The following is a 15,051-nucleotide window of genomic DNA, read 5'->3' as shown; positions in this document are numbered from 1 at the left end:
ACGCCGCGCGGGCTGGAAATGCCGCCGGGCCCCACTCCAGCCTCGCCGGCGTTTGAGGCGCGGGGGTGCGGGGGCGGAGCCCCCGAAACCTGCCCCGCTGGGCGGCCATCAGCGCCGCCGGGCACCGCTCCCAGCCCCGCCGGCGATTGCGGCGCAGGGGAACGGGGGTCGGGGCCCGCGCGTTTGAGCCTCGCCGGCGATTGAGGCGTGGGGGGGCCGGTGGGTTATGGGCGGCCCTGGAGTTTGGCTGATGACGTGCGGGTCGTGCCCAGTTTGCCGTACAGCCGCTTGCCCGGGCATTCCGTCGCGAACCCGTCCCGGTGCCCCGAGATGACGTTCATCCTGACCGCCCTCCCCTTCGGGTACCGGTTCCCGCCGCCCGACGTCAGCGTCGTCTTCGCGCGCGGGTCCATGTTGAACAGGCCCAGCTTCCACGCCGTCAGGCCGGACACGGCGTCCACCGCCACCGCCGGCGGGGCGCTGGAGGAGAAGGAGCCCAGGACGACCACGCCCATGCTGTTGGTGTTGAAGCCCATCGTGTGCGCACCCAGCACCGCCTTCGCGACACCGCCCGCGCGCCCCTCGTACACGGTGCCGCACTTGTCGACGGCGAAGTTGTAGCCGAAGTCCCGCCAGCCGCTGCTGACCACGTGGTAGCGGTAGAGGCTGCGCAGCACCGCCGGGGCGTCCTTGCAGGCGTAGTTGTTGCCGGAGGCGCTGTGGTGGACGAACGCCGCCTTCACCGTGGAGGTGTAGACGAAGCCCGGCTCGCGCAGGGACTCGTCCGCGCCCCAGCCCTTGCGGGTGACGATCCGCGGGCGCGGACCGATGTACGGGGTGCCGGCCGCGGCGAGGGTGCCGTCGCCCGCGAGGACCGCGTCGGCGGTGGAGTCGGCCTTGTTGAGCGCCTTGATCTCATTGGCACCCAGCGCCGCCATCGGGACGTTGGCGTTGGAGGTCTCCGCCATCGCCAGCGTCATGCCGGGGACGACCGTCACGTTGCCCTTGCCGTCCCCCGGCTCCGGACCGGTACCAGTCCCGGTGCCGGTGCCGTTCTTGTCGTCCGTCGCGGCCACCGCCTCGCCGGGGTCGACGAGTTCGATGCGCATCCCCGACGGCAGGCGGGCGGCCGAGCGGGTCGCGCCGGCGCCCGGTTCCGCCTGGACGCGGATCTCGACGCCGTCGGACTCGCCCACCCACAGCGGCGCCGTGGCGCCCCGGACGCGGCCCGAGCCGCGCTCGGCGGCGTCCGGGTCCGCGGCGTGCTCGCTGTTGTGGGTCTCGACGTCCTGCCAGTCGGTCCACGTCGCCGTCTCCGTGGAGCGGGTGCGGACCTGGACGTGGCCGTACAGCTCGGTGCCCGCGTCGTCCCAGACGACGCCGACCAGCGAGAACTTGCTGACCTCACGCGCGGTCAGCCCCTGGGTCTCGGCCAGGCGGGGCTCGGCGGTCGTTCCGGGTACGGCGCTGCCCCGCGGCATGTCCGGTCCCAGGGGGACCAGCGGCAGCGACTGGGTGGAGCCGGCGGGGTGGACGGGGGCGGTCTCGGCCAGGGCGGGGGTCGGGAGCGCGAGCGGGAGGGCCAGTGCGGCCGCGGTCGCGACGCCGATCGAGGAAGCAAGGAATCCACGCATGAAAAAGATGCTGATCACACCGACCGGGCCGCGCCAGCCGGAACTGACGGAGCGTTGGATCGGCGGGCCCGTCCCGTGCCCTGGATGGGGGATGCGCGCGGCGGCCGTACGGGGGACGGCCCCGCGTACCCTGGGCCGGGTGAACGCCACTGACCGCACCCCTGCCGACCTGCTGCGATCCGCGCTCGCCGCGGATCCGGGCCGTCCGCTCGTCACCTTCTACGACGACGCCACCGGCGAGCGCGTCGAATTGTCCGTCGCGACCTTCGCCAATTGGGTGGCCAAGACCGCGAATCTGCTCCAGGGCGACCTGGGCGCCGAGCCGGGCGACCGGCTCGCCCTGCTGCTCCCCGCGCACTGGCAGACGGCCGTGTGGCTGCTGGCCGCCGCCTCGGTGGGCGTGGTCGTCGAGGTGGGCGGCGACCCGGCCGGCGCGGACCTCGTGGTCAGCGGGCCGGACACACTCGACGCCGCGGCCGCCTGCCCGGGCGAGCGGGTCGCGCTGGCGCTGCGGCCGCTGGGCGGCCGGTTCCCGCAGCCGCCCGCGGGGTTCTTGGACTACGCGGTCGAGGTGCCGGGACAGGGCGATCGTTTCGCACCGTTCGTCCCCGTGGGCGCGGACGACGCCGGGCTGGTCGTCGACGGCGAGGAGCTGTCGTACGGGGCCCTGATGGAGCGGGCCCGCGGCGAGGGGGACGGCTCCCGCGTGCTGTCCGGGCTCGGCTACGACACGTGGGCCGGCCTCTCGGCGGGTCTGTTCGCCCCGCTGGCCACCGGCGGCTCGGTGGTCCTGTGCCGCCACCTGGACCAGCTGTCCGAGGCCGGCCTGGCGCAGCGCGTCGACGCCGAGCGCGTCGCCCGGGTCGTCTAGGGCCCTGGTCCAGGGCCCAGGACCCTGGTCCGGGGGTCCTGGGCCGGGCGGGGCCTACTTGGTGTGCATGATCTGGATCAGGTTGCCGCAGGTGTCGTCCAGGACGGCCGTGGTGACCGGGCCCATGTCCGTCGGCTCCTGGGTGAACCGCACGCCCAGCGCGCGCAGCCGGTCGTACTCCGCCCGTACGTCGTCCACGGCAAAAGAGGCGGCGGGGATGCCGTCCTCGACCAGCGCCGCCCTGTACGGCCCCACCGCGCGGTGCCCGGAGGGCTCCAGCAGCAGTTCGGTGCCGTCGGGGGCCTCCGGCGAGACCACCGTCAGCCACCGGGCGCCGCCGCCCACCGGGACGTCGTGCTTCGTCACGAAGCCCAGCACCTCCGTGTAGAAGCGCAGGGCCTTCTCCTGGTCGTCGACGAAGACGCTGGACACGTAGATCCTCATGGGGTGCTCCCTGGCACGTCGGGTGTCACCTCGCATCATGCCCGAGCGGCCTCCCGCCCAGCAGCCCGGTAACCACCGATTTGTCACCCGCTCGGCCCAGTACGGCCCCCCGCCCCCGGGCCGCCCTGGCGGGCCCGGGTCAGGATCGGACGTGTGACCGACAGCGCGGGCATACCCAGCGGCACCGGTGCGGGCGGAGACGGTACGACGTCTCCGCGCGGCCGGCGGCGCAGGCTGCTGCGCTGGGCCGGGCTCGTGCTGGTGCTGCTGGTCCTGAGCGGGGCGGGGTCGGGCTGGTGGGCGTACCGCAAGCTCGACGCGAACATCGTGGAGGACACCTCCGCCGCCGCCGAGCTGGAGCGCTACGAGCGCGAACGCCCGGCCCACGGCACGGGCGGGGCCCAGAACATCCTGCTGATCGGCTCGGACTCGCGCTCGGGCGCGGAGAACGCCCGCTACGGGACGGACCGGGGCACCCAGCGCTCCGACACCACGATCCTGCTGCACCTGCCGGCGGACCGCCGCAGCGCGACGGCGGTGTCCCTGCCCCGGGACCTGGTGGTCACCGTCCCCAGCTGCCTGCAGGGCGACGGCAGCCGCACCCGCGAGCGGCAGGCCCAGTTCAACTGGGCCTTCCAGTGGGGCGGGGCGGCGTGCACGATCCGTACGGTCGAGAAGCTCACCGGCATCCGGATCGACCACCACATGGTGCTGGACTTCCGCGGGTTCAAGAAGATGGTCGACGCGGTCGGCGGGGTCGAGGTGTGCCTGAAGCAGCCGATCGACGACGCGGAGGCGAAGCTGAAGCTGGCCGCCGGCCGCCGCACGCTCCACGGCGAGCAGGCCCTGGGCTTCGTCCGCGCCCGCCACAGCCTGGGCGACGGCAGCGACACCGAACGGATGGACCGGCAGCAGCAGTTCCTGGGCGCGCTGGTGAAGAAGGTGCAGAGCAACGGGGTGTTGCTGAACCCGGCGCGGCTCTATCCGCTGCTGGACGCGGCGACCTCGTCGATCACCACGGATCCCGGGCTGGCCTCGCTGCGCGGCCTGTACGAACTCGTGCGCGGCGTACGGGACATTCCCACCGATCAGATCCGGTTCCTGACGGCGCCGCGGCGGCCGCACGCCGCCGACCCGAACCGGGACCAGCTGGCCGAACCGGACGCGACGCGGCTGTTCGAGCAGTTGCGCGCGGACCGGCCCCTGACGGTGACCCCGCCGCCGGTGACCGCACCGCCGGCGACCGCGACGGCGACGACCGCGACGTCGCCCCGGCCGGCGCCTGCCGCCACCTCCACCGTCAGCTCCACGGCCCCTTCCCCCGCCATCTCCGCCGCCGCCTCCGCCGCCGCCTCCGGCGTCGCTCCCGCCGGCACGCCGTCCGGCACGGCGACACCGCTGGCCGCGCCCGCGGACGAACCCGTGGGGAGCCGCTTCGTCCACCGTGATGGAAGCGGTCCTTCCGTCACGGCCGTCCCAACTTTCACAGGGACCACAGCCGGTAACGACGCGTGCAGGTGACTCACGGGTAGCCCGGCGGTAAAGCAATCCAAAAAGCCCAGGCGCGATCCTCACGAGATGGGCGTATTGAACCGTTATAAGGGGGTGGAATTTGTCACCAGCATGGTTTGCCGCTGAACTGGCCGGATAGGGTGAGCGACCCGGTGCCCGGCAGGCCGAAGGCCGTGCACCAGCAGCCGGATCGTTGACCGAGCGCCTGGGGGGAGGCGCCTCGTGAAGCACCGACGGAGGACTCGACAACCGTGGATGCGCAAAGCCGTGGGCGGGCCGACGAAATCGACCCCGCAGACCAGTGGATCCTCAACCCCCGCACTGGTCACTACGAACTGCGACAGAACCGCTCCGGTGCGCAAGCACCCGCACCCTCGGTGGCTCCGCAGCGCAGATCCCGGCGCGCCCCGACGGAGTCCTCGGGCACGAGCCCGCGGACGGCTCCGGGCACCAGCCCGAAGTCCCCGTCCCCCGCGGTCCCCGGACCGCGCCGCGGGGACGGCCCGCCCGGTGGCCGGCGCACCGGCCGCAAACGCCGGGCTGCCGGCGGTGGCGGACGCGGCCGCAAGGCGCTGAAGGTGATCGGCGGCGGCATGGCGTTCCTGCTGGTGGGCGGCGCGGTGGGCGGCTGGCTCTACTACAACCACCTCAACGGCAACATCAACACCACCGACGTCGGCGACGCGGGCAGCGGCGGGTTCAAGAAGGACCAGCCGATCAACATCCTGGTGATCGGCACCGACAAGCGCACGGGCTCGGGCAACCAGGGCTACGGCGACAAGGACAGCCCGGGCCACGCGGACACGACGTTCCTCTTCCACGTCTCCAAGGACCGGACGAACGCCACCGCGCTGTCCATCCCCCGCGACCTGATCACGGACATCCCGGACTGCCCGACGAAGCAGCCCGACGGCTCGACGAAGACCGTGCCCGGTGAGAAGGGTGTCCGCTTCAACACCAGCCTGGGGCAGTCGGGACGCGATCCGGGCTGCACGATGCGTACGGTCAAACAGCTCACCGGGATCCCGGTGGACCACTTCATGATGGCCGACTTCAACGCCGTCAAGAGCCTGAGCTCGGCGGTCGGCGGCGTACCCGTCTGCCTGGAGAAGCCGGTGGACGACGAGAAGTCCAAGCTGAAGCTGGCGGCGGGCGAGCACCGGCTGGAGGGCGAGCAGGCGCTGGCCTTCGTACGGACCCGGCACGCCTTCGGCAACGAGAGCGACCTCGACCGGATCAAGACCCAGCAGCAGTTCCTGAGTTCGATGATCCGCGAGATGAAGTCCAAGAACACCCTGACCAGCCCCAAGAAGCTGATCGGCCTCGCGGAGGCGGCCACCAAGGCGCTGAGTGTGGACACCGGGATAGGGACCATCGGCAAACTGCAGAGCCTGGGCGGTGAATTGAAGGGGATCAACCCCAAGAACATCACCTTCACCACCCTCCCCGTTCTGGACAATCCGGCCGAACGGGTCAAGGCGACCGTCGTCGTCAATCCCTCACAGGCCGAACCGCTCCTGCAGATGATCCGGGGGGACGTCTCGCTCACCGAGGTGGAGGCCAAGGAGAAGGCGGCGGCCGACGCGGCCAAGGACAAGCAGAACGCTCAGCTCCAGGGCAACCGCGCCCCGGCCGGCGAGGTGCGGGTGGACGTCTACAACGGCGGCGGACCGCCCGGATCGGCACAGACCACACTGAACTGGCTGCAGAACTCCAAGGGCGTGCCGCGGGCCAGTAACCTCGGCAACGCGCCGGCGAAACTCGAGGCGACGACGCTCGAGTACGCGCCGAACCAGGCCGACGAGGCCCGGGCGCTGGCGGACATCATGGGTCTGCCCGCCTCGGCCCTCAAGGCCGGCGCGACGGACGCGGCGCCCAGGACCCCGATGAAGCTCACGCTCGGCGCGGACTTCAAGGGTCCGGGCATCCCGCTCACCGCTCCGCAGCAGGTGCCCGAGGGCGTCCAGCGGGTCGAGGCGGACAAGGCGGTCTGCGCCAAGTAGGCCCGGGCCCCACAGGGGCGACGTACAGCAACACCTGATACATCAGGACCTGATCAGGAATCTGAGGGGGGAAACGCGTGAGGCACAGCAGCGTGCGCGGGGAGGGTGCGCCCGCTCCGGCCGCCGATGGCATATCGGGCGGCGGCACGGGCTCGCCGATACCCCGGCAGCGGGGACGCCGCGGCCGGAGGGGCGACGGCGTCCCGCGCCGCGGCCGGCGCCGCGTGCTGCGCTGGGTGGCCACCACCCTGGCCCTGCTCATACTCGGTACGGCCGGCGCCGGCTACCTGTACTACCAGTACATGAACGGCAACATCCGTACGGACGCGCTCAACCTCGGCGACAACAAGCTGAGCGCCCCCAAGCCCAACGCGTTCGGCCAGACCCCGCTGAACATCCTGCTGATCGGTTCGGACGCCCGTGACGGCGACGAGAACAAGGCGCTGGGCGGGGCCTCGGACACCTTCGACGGGCCGCCGCTGGCCGATGTGCAGATGCTGCTCCACCTGTCCGCGGACCGCTCGAACATGTCGGTCATCTCGATGCCGCGCGACACCCTGCTCAAGATGCCCAAGTGCACCGAGCCGAACGGCAAGGTCCACCAGGCCAGCAGGGGGCTGGTGCAGACGAACGAGTCGCTCAGCCGGGGCGGCCCGGGCTGCACGGTCGCCGCCTGGCAGGAGCTGACCGGCATCCCGATCCAGCACTTCATGATGATCGACTTCAAGGGCGTGGTGTCGATGGCGGACGCCATCGGCGGCGTCCCGGTCTGCGTCCAGCAGAACGTGCACTCGCGCACCAAGGACGGCAAGGGCTCGGGCCTGAAGCTGAAGGCGGGCGAGAACGTCATCCAGGGCGAGGTGGCCCTGCAGTGGCTGCGCACCCGGTACGGCTTCGAGGACGGCACGGACATCGGCCGCACCCACGCCCAGCACCTGTACATGAACTCCCTGGCGCGCGAGTTCCGCAAGAACGCCAAGCTCAGCAACCCGGTGAAGCTCAACAGCCTGGCGCAGGCGGCCATCGAGGCGATGGTCGTGGACACCGGCCTCAACAAGATCGACAAGCTGTACGACCTGAGCATGGAGCTCAAGAAGGTCCCCACCGGCCGGATCACCATGACCACCATGCCGTGGATCTACAGCCCGCAGGACTCGAACCGGGTGGAGCCCAAGCCGGTCGAGGCCGAGGAGCTGTTCCGGATGGTCCGCGAGGACATCGCGCTCGACGGTCAGGGTGCGGCGCAGCCGCAGCCCTCCGCGGGCGCGTCCACCGCGCCGAGCGGCGCGCCCAGCACCGCACCCAGCACCGCACCGACAACCCCGCCGGCCCAGGACCCCGCCGCCCCGCCGGCGAAGATCCAGGTACTGGTGCGCAACGCCTCGGGCGGCAAGAACACCCCGGAGGCCAAGGCGAAGGGCCGCGGCAGCGACATCGCGGCGCTGCTGGTCTCCAAGGGCTTCGCCCGCGCCCAGGCCGACAGCCAGACCGCGGGCGAGGACGCCTCCGTCGTGCGGTACGCGTCCCTGGACCAGGCCGGTGACGCGCAGGTCGTGGCCGCGGCGCTCGGGCTGCCGGCGACCTCCGTGGTGCGGTCCACGGACGTCTCGGGGGTCACCGTCTTCGTCGGCAAGGACTGGCGTACCGGCAACGCGCCCACCCCGCCGCCGCCCGCGCCGACGAAGGCGCCGGACTCCGCGCGCCCGCTCAACGGCGACAACGACAAGGAGTGCATGGCGATCCAGCCCGGCTTCACCTGGTAGCGGTGTCGCACCTACGACGAAGGGCCCGGCGGGGAATCCGCCGGGCCCTTCGTCGTACGTCGCGTGCGCCGCGCTAGTGGGACACCGCCTCGCCGCCGGCGGGCACCGGCGGGCGGCGGCTGGCGATGACCTTGCGGGCCAGCGAGCGGGGGCTGGTCAGGAAGCCGTAGCCCCAGCACATGTGCATGGTCGCCATGGCCACCGGGATCTGCGCCCGCGCCTTGAGGGACAGGCCCTTGCCCGCGACGACCGAGCCGGCCGCCAGCGCGGCCAGGTAGCCGCCCGGGACCAGGAAGGCCCACGGGGTCACGGCCGCGCCGGCGACGAGACCGGCCGCGACCGCGCAGAAGGCGGTCGGCGGGGCCAGGTAGCGCAGGTTGATCGATCCTGCGTGGTAGCGGGCCACCACGTGCCGCCAACGCCCGTAGTCCTTGTACTGCTTGGCCAGCGCCTTGACCGACGGGCGGGGCCGGTAGCGCACCTTGAGCTCCGGCGAGAACCAGATCAGCCCGCCCGCCTCGCGGATGCGGAAGTTCAGCTCCCAGTCCTGGGCGCGGATGAACTCCTCGTTGTACCCGCCCTGCTGCTCCAGCGCCTCGCGGCGGAAGACCCCCAGGTAGACGGTCTCGGCCGGGCCCGCCTCGCCCCCCGTGTGGAAGGCCGCGTTCCCGACGCCGAGCCGCGAGGTCATCGCGGCGGCGACGGCGTCCTCCCAGGCGTTCTCGCCCTCGGCGTGCATGATGCCGCCGACGTTCTGCGCACCGGTCTCGCCCAGCAGGCGGACGGCGGTGGCGATGTAGTTCGGCGAGAGCAGGCCGTGCCCGTCGACGCGGACCACGATCGGGTGGCGGGAGGCCTTGATGGCGGCGTTGAGAGCGGCCGGCGTGCGGCCGGTCGGGTTCGGCACGGTGTGGACGCGCGGGTCTTCGGCGACGAGCGCGGCGGCGATCTCGTCGGTCCGGTCCGTGGACGGGCCGAGCGCGATCACCACCTCCATCTCGCCGTCGTAGTCCTGCCCGAGGATGTGCCGGACGGCGTCACGCAGGTGGCGCTCCTCATTGAGCACCGGCATGATCACCGAGACTGCGGGCTGCTGGGTGGGCATGGGGTCCTTCACGGTCGGGTATCGGTGTCACGTTACCGCGTACGGGGGAAACGGGTGCGCGCCGGACGAGCAGTACGGACAGTCGCTGATCGTATGGGCCTACTGTTCTGACGAATCTCCCTGCAGCCCCCGCGGAGGTGTCCCTCGTGCCCCACCCGCACCCTTCCTCCCGCCCGCCCAGGCCCGACGCGACCGCCCGGCGGCGGGGCCGGGGCCCGGACCGGCGCGGGGGCCGGCGCGGGGGCCGGCCGCGCTGGGGCGTGCGCGTGGCGGGTGCGCTGTCGGTGGTGGTGCTGGGTTCCGGGGCGCTGGGGCACGCGGTCATGACGGGGCTGGACACCGGGATCGAGCGGGTGGACCCGTTCAAGGACATGAAGAACCGCCCGCGGGGCGGGAACGGCCTGAACGTGCTGGTCGTGGGCACGGACGGGCGGGAGCGGATCACTCCCGAGGACAAACGGTCCTACCGGCTGGGCGGGGCGCCCTGCCACTGCACCGACACGATCATGCTCGTGCACCTCTCGGCCGACGGGGGGCGGGCGAGCGTGGTGAGCCTGCCCCGGGACAGCTACGCGGAGGTTCCCGCCCACCGCGACCTGGTCAGCGGCAAGGAGCACCAGGCGCATCCGGTGAAGCTGAACGCGGCGTACGCGGAGGGCGGGCCGCACCTGACCGTGCGGACGGTCGAGAGCCTGACCCGGGTGAAGATCGACCACTACCTGGAGGTGGACTTCACCAGCTTCATGAAGACGGTCGACGCCATGGGCGGGGTGGAGATCTGCACCGCCAAGCCGCTGCGCGACACCAACACGGGCCTGGACCTGCGGCCCGGCACGCACCGGCTCACGGGCGGCCAGGCCCTGCAGTACGTGCGCTCGCGCCATGTCGACGGGGCCTCCGACCTGGGCCGGATGCAGCGCCAGCAGAAGTTCGTCGCCGCCCTGCTCCAGCAGGCGGCCACGGGCGGGGTGCTGCTGAACCCGGTGAAGTTCAAGCAGGTCAGCTCGACGCTGCTGGGGTCGGTGCGGGCCGACAAGGGCTTCGGCTCGCAGCAGATGCTGGCGCTGGGGCAGGCGATGCGGGACTTCACGCCGTCGTCGTCGGAATTCGCCTCGGTGCCGATCGGCGACCCCTCGTACCCGGTCAAGGGCATCGGGTCGACCGTGAAGTGGGACGAGGCGAAGGCGACGAAGCTCTTCGACGCGCTGCGCGACGACCGGCCGCTGGCCCCCGCCGTCCGGCCGGGCGGCAGCAGCAGCAGCGACGGTGGCGGCGGCAGCGGCGAGGGCGGGCGCCGTCAGGCCGCCCCGGGGGTCCCGGTGGACGTAGCACCGCAGGAGATCCGGGTGCAGGTGGAGAACGGCACCCGGATCGACGGCCTCGGCGGGCGGGTCGACGCCGCCCTGCGCGCGACCGGCTTCAACACCACCCGTACGCCGGGCAACGCCTCCAGCCGCGAGGTCCGGCGCACGGTGGTGGCGTACGACCCGCGCTGGGACCGCTCGGCCCGCACGCTGGCCACCGCTCTGCCGGGCAGCGAGCTGCGGGCGGTACGGGGCCAGGGGCGGACCCTGCTGGTCACGGCCGGTTCGCAGTTCGACAAGGTGGTCCCGGTCCGCGCCGAGGACCCCCATCGGGGTGAATTCGGCGTGGTCACCGGCGACCAGGTGGTGTGCGGGGACACCCCGTAGCCACGGCTTCGGGATCAGTCCTCGTCGAGGCCCTGGGCGGCGCGGCGCTCGCGCAGTTCCTTGATCGCCTGGCGGCGGGCCAGCCGGTGGGTGCGGCGGATCTGGGCCTCCTGGTAGCGGCGGCGGTCCCGGTCGGTCTCGGGGACGACCGTCGGCACCCGGCGGGGCTTGCCCTCGGCGTCGACGGCCGCGAAGACCAGGTAGGCGCTGCCGACCTGGGTCGCGGGGGTCGATTCGTTCCACCGCTCGGCCAGGACCCGTACGCCGACCTCCATGGAGGACCGGCCGGTCCAGTTGACCTGCGCCTTCACATGGACGAGGTCGCCCACCCGGACCGGCTCCAGGAAGACCATCTCGTCCATGGAGGCGGTGACGGCGGGACCGCCGGAGTGGCGGCCGGCGACGGCCCCGGCCGCGTCGTCCACCAACTTCATGATCACGCCACCGTGTACGGTGCCGAGGAGGTTGGTGTCGTTGCCGGTCATGATGTGGCTGAGCGTGGTGCGCGAGGCCGAGGTCGGCTTGCCCGGGAGATCGGCCGCTATGTCTGTCATACGGCCACCTTAAAGCCGTCCAAGAGGCATCAGCTCTGCAACAGCACCGGAACGAAGCCCCTCCCGGCCTGTCGGGCGACCCGCCGGACCAGGCATTCTTGTCCGCATGAATGACTGGCCCGAGGGGCGCAACCGCGACGACCGCTACGGACGTGGCAGCGCCCAGCAGCAGCCCGAAGGTGCGCAGCGGATGCGGCACGTCCAGCGGCAGCAGCCCCCGCGCCCCGCGCAGCCGCCCGTCCCGCCGGCGCGGCCCGCGGGTCCCGGCGTTCCGCGGCAGCAGCCGCAGACCCACGACACCTTCACCGGCTACGACAGCGGCTACAACACCGGCCAGGTCTACGGCACCCCCGCGGGCGCCCCGGCCGACGGCCGCCCGGGCGGCGGTCCCGGCGGCGGTCCCGGCGGCGGGCCGGGCATGCCGCCGCCGGCCGGTCCGGGCCGCCAGGGCCCGGCGCCGGACTGGCGCAAGCGGATCAAGATCGGTTCGATCGCCCTGGTGTCGGTCCTGTTCGTCACCACGATCGGCACGTACTTCTGGGCCGACTCCAAGCTGCGCGGCGAGGTCGACCTCGCCAAGGTCATCGAGCGGCCCAAGGAGGGCGACTGCACGACGTACCTGATCGTGGGCTCGGACAGCCGTGAGGGCCTGTCCGACGCGGACAAGAAGAAGCTGCACACCGGCTCCGCGGACGGCAAGCGGACCGACTCGATGATGATCCTGGCGGCCTGCTCCAGCGGGAACACCATGATCTCGCTGCCGCGCGACTCGGACGTGGAGATCCCGTCCTTCGTGGGCTCCCAGTCGGGCAAGAAGTTCCCCGCCCAGGGCCGCCGGGTCAAGCTGAACGCCGCGTACTCCGAGGACGGCCCCGAACTCCTGGTGCGCACCGTGGAGCACAACACGGGCCTGCGCATCGACCACTACGCCGAGATCGGCTTCGCCGGCTTCGCCAACATCGTCGACGCGCTGGGCGGCGTCGAGCTGGACATCGAGAAGGCGTTCAAGGACGAGAAGTCGGGCGCCGACTTCCAGGCCGGCAAGCAGACCCTCAACGGCGAGCAGTCGCTGGCGTACGTACGGACCCGCTACGCCTTCGCCGAGTCCGACCTCCAGCGCACGAAGAACCAGCAGAAGTTCCTGTCGGCGCTGGCCAGCCAGGCCGCCACGCCGAGCACGATCATCAACCCGTTCAAGCTCTACCCGACGCTGGGCGCGGGCCTGGACACGCTGGTCGTGGACAAGGACATGTCCCTGTTCGACCTCGGCGAGATGTTCTTCGCGATGAAGGGCATCAGCGGCGGTGACGGCGTGTCGATGAACATCCCGATCTCGGGGGAGCGCGGCGGCAACCTGGTCTGGGACAAGGCCAAGGTGCAGCAGCTGGTCAAGCAGATCCAGAACGACGAGAAGGTGACGGTCACGGGCAACCGCTGAGCCGTACGTACGAGGAAGGCCCGCCGGATCCCCGGCGGGCCTTCGTCGTATACGTGTCAGCGGTCGGAGGAGAAGCGCAGCGCGGCGTCGGGCAGCTGGGCCTCGCACCACACGCGGGCGCCGGCGCGCAGTTCGTTGTCCGCGCCGACCAGGGCGCCGTCGCCGATGACCGCGCCGTCCAGGACCGTGCGCGCGCCGACCCGGGCGCGCGCCCCGATCAGGCTGGCGCTGACGACGGTGTCGGCCCCGACGGACGCGCCGTCCAGGACGATCGAGCCGGCCACGACCGCACCGGCGCCGATCCGGGCGCCGGCACCGACCACGGTGCCGCCGGTCAGCCGGGCACCGGCGGCGACCTCGGCGCCGGGCAGGACCAGGGACTCGCCGCGCGGGCCGGGCACGGCCGGGGAGGCGACCAGGCCGCGCACCAGGTCGGCGGAGGCCTGGACGAAGGACTCGGGCTTGCCGAGGTCGAGCCAGTAGGTGTCCTCGGTCTTGCCGTACAGCTTGGCGCCGGCGGCGAGCAGGCCGGGGAAGGTCTCGCGCTCCACGGAGACGGGCCGGCCGGTGGGGATGGAGTCGATCACCGAGCGGCGGAAGACGTAGCAGCCGGCGTTGATCTGGTCGGTGACGATCTCCTCGGGCGTCTGGGGCTTCTCGGTGAAGGCCAGGACGCGGCCGGTGGGGTCGGTGGGCACCAGGCCGAAGGCGCGCGGGTCGGCGACGCGGACCAGGTGCAGGGAGACGTCGGCGTCGGCGGCCGCGTGCGAGTCGACCAGGCCGCGGATGTCCAGGCCGGTCAGGATGTCGCCGTTGAAGACCAGGACGGACTCGTCGGCGCCGCCGGTCAGGCGCCGGGCGGCGTTGCGGATGGCGCCGCCGGTGCCCAGCGGCTCGTCCTCGACGACGTACTCCAGGTGGACGCCGAAGGCGGACCCGTCGCCGAAGTAGGGCTCGAAGACCTCGGCCAGGTAGCAGGTGGCCATCACGATGTGGGTGACGCCGGCGGCAGCGGCCCTGGCTATCTGGTGGGCGAGGAACGGCACACCGGCGGCCGGGACCATCGGCTTCGGCGTGTTCACCGTGACGGGCCGCAGACGCGTCCCCTGCCCACCGACCAGCAGGATCGCTTCCGTCATGTCTTCTCCCCAGATTCGGGCGTACGAAGGTCCAAATTTAGCCCATCGGGAGGATGCCCGAGGGCGGGTTCGCCGCTGCTCAGGGCGGTCAGGAGGCGAACGGGTTGACGTGGCCGGGCAACTGCTGCCCGGGGCGCAGGAACCGCTGCCTGCCGTGCTCGTCCCGCACCGTCACGAACCCGGCGGCCGTGAGCCGCTGTGCGATCTTCCGGCGGCGGATCACGCCCACCTTGAACGCCGCGGTGATGAACAGCGCGAGCACCCCGCCGGAGGCCACCGCCTGGACCGGCGACTCACCGATGAGCAGGAGGGCGGTCACGACCACGCAGGCGAGGTAGCACATCACCTTCTGGCGCCGGTCGGCGATGTACAGGGCCAGGACGTCGAAGGTGACGAGGTCCTTCAGCACGGCCACGGCTCCGGCCGCCTCGGGGAGCGGCTTCAGCGAGCCCTGCCGCAGCCCCGGCACCGTCCCGCGGTTGCCCACCTGCGGATGGGCGGTGATGGTGGCTGCCTCGCGGACCCGCGCCTCGGGGTGCGGGTCCCGGTACATCCGGACCTGGACGAGCGAGTTCTTGTACCCGGTCCGGAACGCCAGGCCGTACGTGTAGCCGTACTGCTCCGCCACGTGCGCGAGGGCGGCCGCCTTCACCGGGGTCCCCTGGGGGGCGATGTCGACGAAGTCCTGCTGCCGGGCGATCTGCTGGAGCATCCCCGTTATGTGACCCTCTACGGACATCCTCGTTCCCCGCCCCTGAGACCCCGCGTCCGGGGGCCGACCGGCGCACAGCCTAACGCTGCCCTGCCCGCTGCCACGACAGGCGTGGGCGGGCCTTGCTCGGTAGCGTGGGTAATGGCACAGCGCCATCGGCGCGCACGCGTCGGCCGGGGCCGACG

The 15,051-nt window shown here is 72.3% G+C and carries 12 protein-coding genes; 6 read left to right on the top strand and 6 right to left on the bottom strand.

Going from position 1 to position 15,051, the window contains the following annotated elements; all coding sequences use genetic code 11:
• Nucleotides 1–224: 224 nt before the first annotated feature.
• Nucleotides 225–1,634 carry a peptidoglycan recognition protein family protein gene (locus tag ACZ6KO_RS25620; RefSeq protein WP_469306325.1) on the bottom strand — a complete coding sequence of 470 codons (1,410 nt, stop codon included), beginning with the start codon at nt 1,632–1,634 and terminating at the stop codon, nt 225–227.
• Nucleotides 1,635–1,773: 139 nt separating this feature from the next.
• Here ACZ6KO_RS25620 and ACZ6KO_RS25615 point away from each other — a divergent pair, with 139 nt between their 5' ends.
• Complete coding sequence (locus ACZ6KO_RS25615) at nt 1,774–2,505, top strand: TIGR03089 family protein (protein WP_469306324.1); 732 nt, start codon at nt 1,774–1,776, stop codon at nt 2,503–2,505.
• 54 nt (nt 2,506–2,559) lie between these two features.
• Here the strand turns inward: ACZ6KO_RS25615 and ACZ6KO_RS25610 are convergent, their stop codons facing one another.
• The gene (locus ACZ6KO_RS25610) at nt 2,560–2,949 is read right to left on the bottom strand and encodes a VOC family protein (RefSeq protein ID WP_469306323.1); all 390 of its coding nucleotides are present in this window, start codon (nt 2,947–2,949) and stop codon (nt 2,560–2,562) included.
• Nucleotides 2,950–3,102: 153 nt separating this feature from the next.
• Here ACZ6KO_RS25610 and ACZ6KO_RS25605 point away from each other — a divergent pair, with 153 nt between their 5' ends.
• The 3 genes from ACZ6KO_RS25605 to ACZ6KO_RS25595 all read left to right on the top strand — a co-directional run bounded on the left by ACZ6KO_RS25605 (nt 3,103) and on the right by ACZ6KO_RS25595 (nt 8,227).
• Nucleotides 3,103–4,470, top strand: coding sequence for an LCP family protein (locus ACZ6KO_RS25605; RefSeq protein WP_469306322.1), 1,368 nt, complete (start codon nt 3,103–3,105; stop codon nt 4,468–4,470).
• Nucleotides 4,471–4,712: 242 nt separating this feature from the next.
• The gene (locus ACZ6KO_RS25600; RefSeq protein ID WP_469306321.1) at nt 4,713–6,464 is read left to right on the top strand and encodes an LCP family protein; all 1,752 of its coding nucleotides are present in this window, start codon (nt 4,713–4,715) and stop codon (nt 6,462–6,464) included.
• A 77-nt stretch (nt 6,465–6,541) separates the two neighbouring features.
• Complete coding sequence (locus ACZ6KO_RS25595) at nt 6,542–8,227, top strand: LCP family protein (protein WP_469306320.1); 1,686 nt, start codon at nt 6,542–6,544, stop codon at nt 8,225–8,227.
• Nucleotides 8,228–8,300: 73 nt separating this feature from the next.
• On the opposite strand, the gene ACZ6KO_RS25590 is transcribed toward ACZ6KO_RS25595, so the two are convergent.
• Nucleotides 8,301–9,332: a glycosyltransferase family 2 protein gene (locus tag ACZ6KO_RS25590; RefSeq protein ID WP_469306319.1), complete on the bottom strand. Its 1,032-nt coding sequence runs from the start codon at nt 9,330–9,332 to the stop codon at nt 8,301–8,303.
• A gap of 146 nt (nt 9,333–9,478) precedes the next feature.
• Between ACZ6KO_RS25590 and ACZ6KO_RS25585 the strand changes: the two genes are divergently transcribed.
• A complete protein-coding gene (locus ACZ6KO_RS25585) occupies nt 9,479–11,023 on the top strand; it encodes an LCP family protein (RefSeq protein WP_469306318.1) in 1,545 nt (514 codons plus the stop codon).
• Nucleotides 11,024–11,037: 14 nt separating this feature from the next.
• On the opposite strand, the gene ACZ6KO_RS25580 is transcribed toward ACZ6KO_RS25585, so the two are convergent.
• The gene (locus tag ACZ6KO_RS25580; RefSeq protein WP_469306317.1) at nt 11,038–11,577 is read right to left on the bottom strand and encodes an acyl-CoA thioesterase; all 540 of its coding nucleotides are present in this window, start codon (nt 11,575–11,577) and stop codon (nt 11,038–11,040) included.
• 106 nt (nt 11,578–11,683) lie between these two features.
• On the opposite strand from ACZ6KO_RS25580, the gene ACZ6KO_RS25575 reads away from it, so the two are divergent.
• Nucleotides 11,684–13,015 (top strand): LCP family protein, encoded by a 1,332-nt coding sequence (locus ACZ6KO_RS25575; protein WP_469306316.1) that lies wholly within the window; start codon nt 11,684–11,686, stop codon nt 13,013–13,015.
• Between the two features lie 56 nt (nt 13,016–13,071).
• Here the strand turns inward: ACZ6KO_RS25575 and manB are convergent, their stop codons facing one another.
• Both manB and ACZ6KO_RS25565 read right to left on the bottom strand, forming a co-directional pair.
• Nucleotides 13,072–14,154 carry a mannose-1-phosphate guanylyltransferase gene (gene manB / locus ACZ6KO_RS25570; RefSeq protein WP_469306315.1) on the bottom strand — a complete coding sequence of 361 codons (1,083 nt, stop codon included), beginning with the start codon at nt 14,152–14,154 and terminating at the stop codon, nt 13,072–13,074.
• Between the two features lie 88 nt (nt 14,155–14,242).
• Nucleotides 14,243–14,893: a hypothetical protein gene (locus ACZ6KO_RS25565; RefSeq protein WP_469306314.1), complete on the bottom strand. Its 651-nt coding sequence runs from the start codon at nt 14,891–14,893 to the stop codon at nt 14,243–14,245.
• Nucleotides 14,894–15,051: the final 158 nt, after the last annotated feature.

The sequence above is a fragment of the Streptomyces sp. NPDC042102 genome (assembly GCF_055582305.1).
This window is presented reverse-complemented; position numbering and strand designations above follow the sequence as displayed.

Bases quoted from the DNA above. Each gene is read 5' to 3' on its own strand.
- ACZ6KO_RS25620 (WP_469306325.1), bottom strand. From the start codon at position 1,634: ATGCGTGGATTCCTTGCTTCCTCGATCGGCGTCGCGACCGCGGCCGCA.
- ACZ6KO_RS25610 (WP_469306323.1), bottom strand. From the start codon at position 2,949: ATGAGGATCTACGTGTCCAGCGTCTTCGTCGACGACCAGGAGAAGGCC.
- ACZ6KO_RS25565 (WP_469306314.1), bottom strand. From the start codon at position 14,893: ATGTCCGTAGAGGGTCACATAACGGGGATGCTCCAGCAGATCGCCCGG.
- ACZ6KO_RS25580 (WP_469306317.1), bottom strand. From the start codon at position 11,577: ATGACAGACATAGCGGCCGATCTCCCGGGCAAGCCGACCTCGGCCTCG.
- ACZ6KO_RS25575 (WP_469306316.1), top strand. From the start codon at position 11,684: ATGAATGACTGGCCCGAGGGGCGCAACCGCGACGACCGCTACGGACGT.
- manB (WP_469306315.1), bottom strand. From the start codon at position 14,154: ATGACGGAAGCGATCCTGCTGGTCGGTGGGCAGGGGACGCGTCTGCGG.
- ACZ6KO_RS25590 (WP_469306319.1), bottom strand. From the start codon at position 9,332: ATGCCCACCCAGCAGCCCGCAGTCTCGGTGATCATGCCGGTGCTCAAT.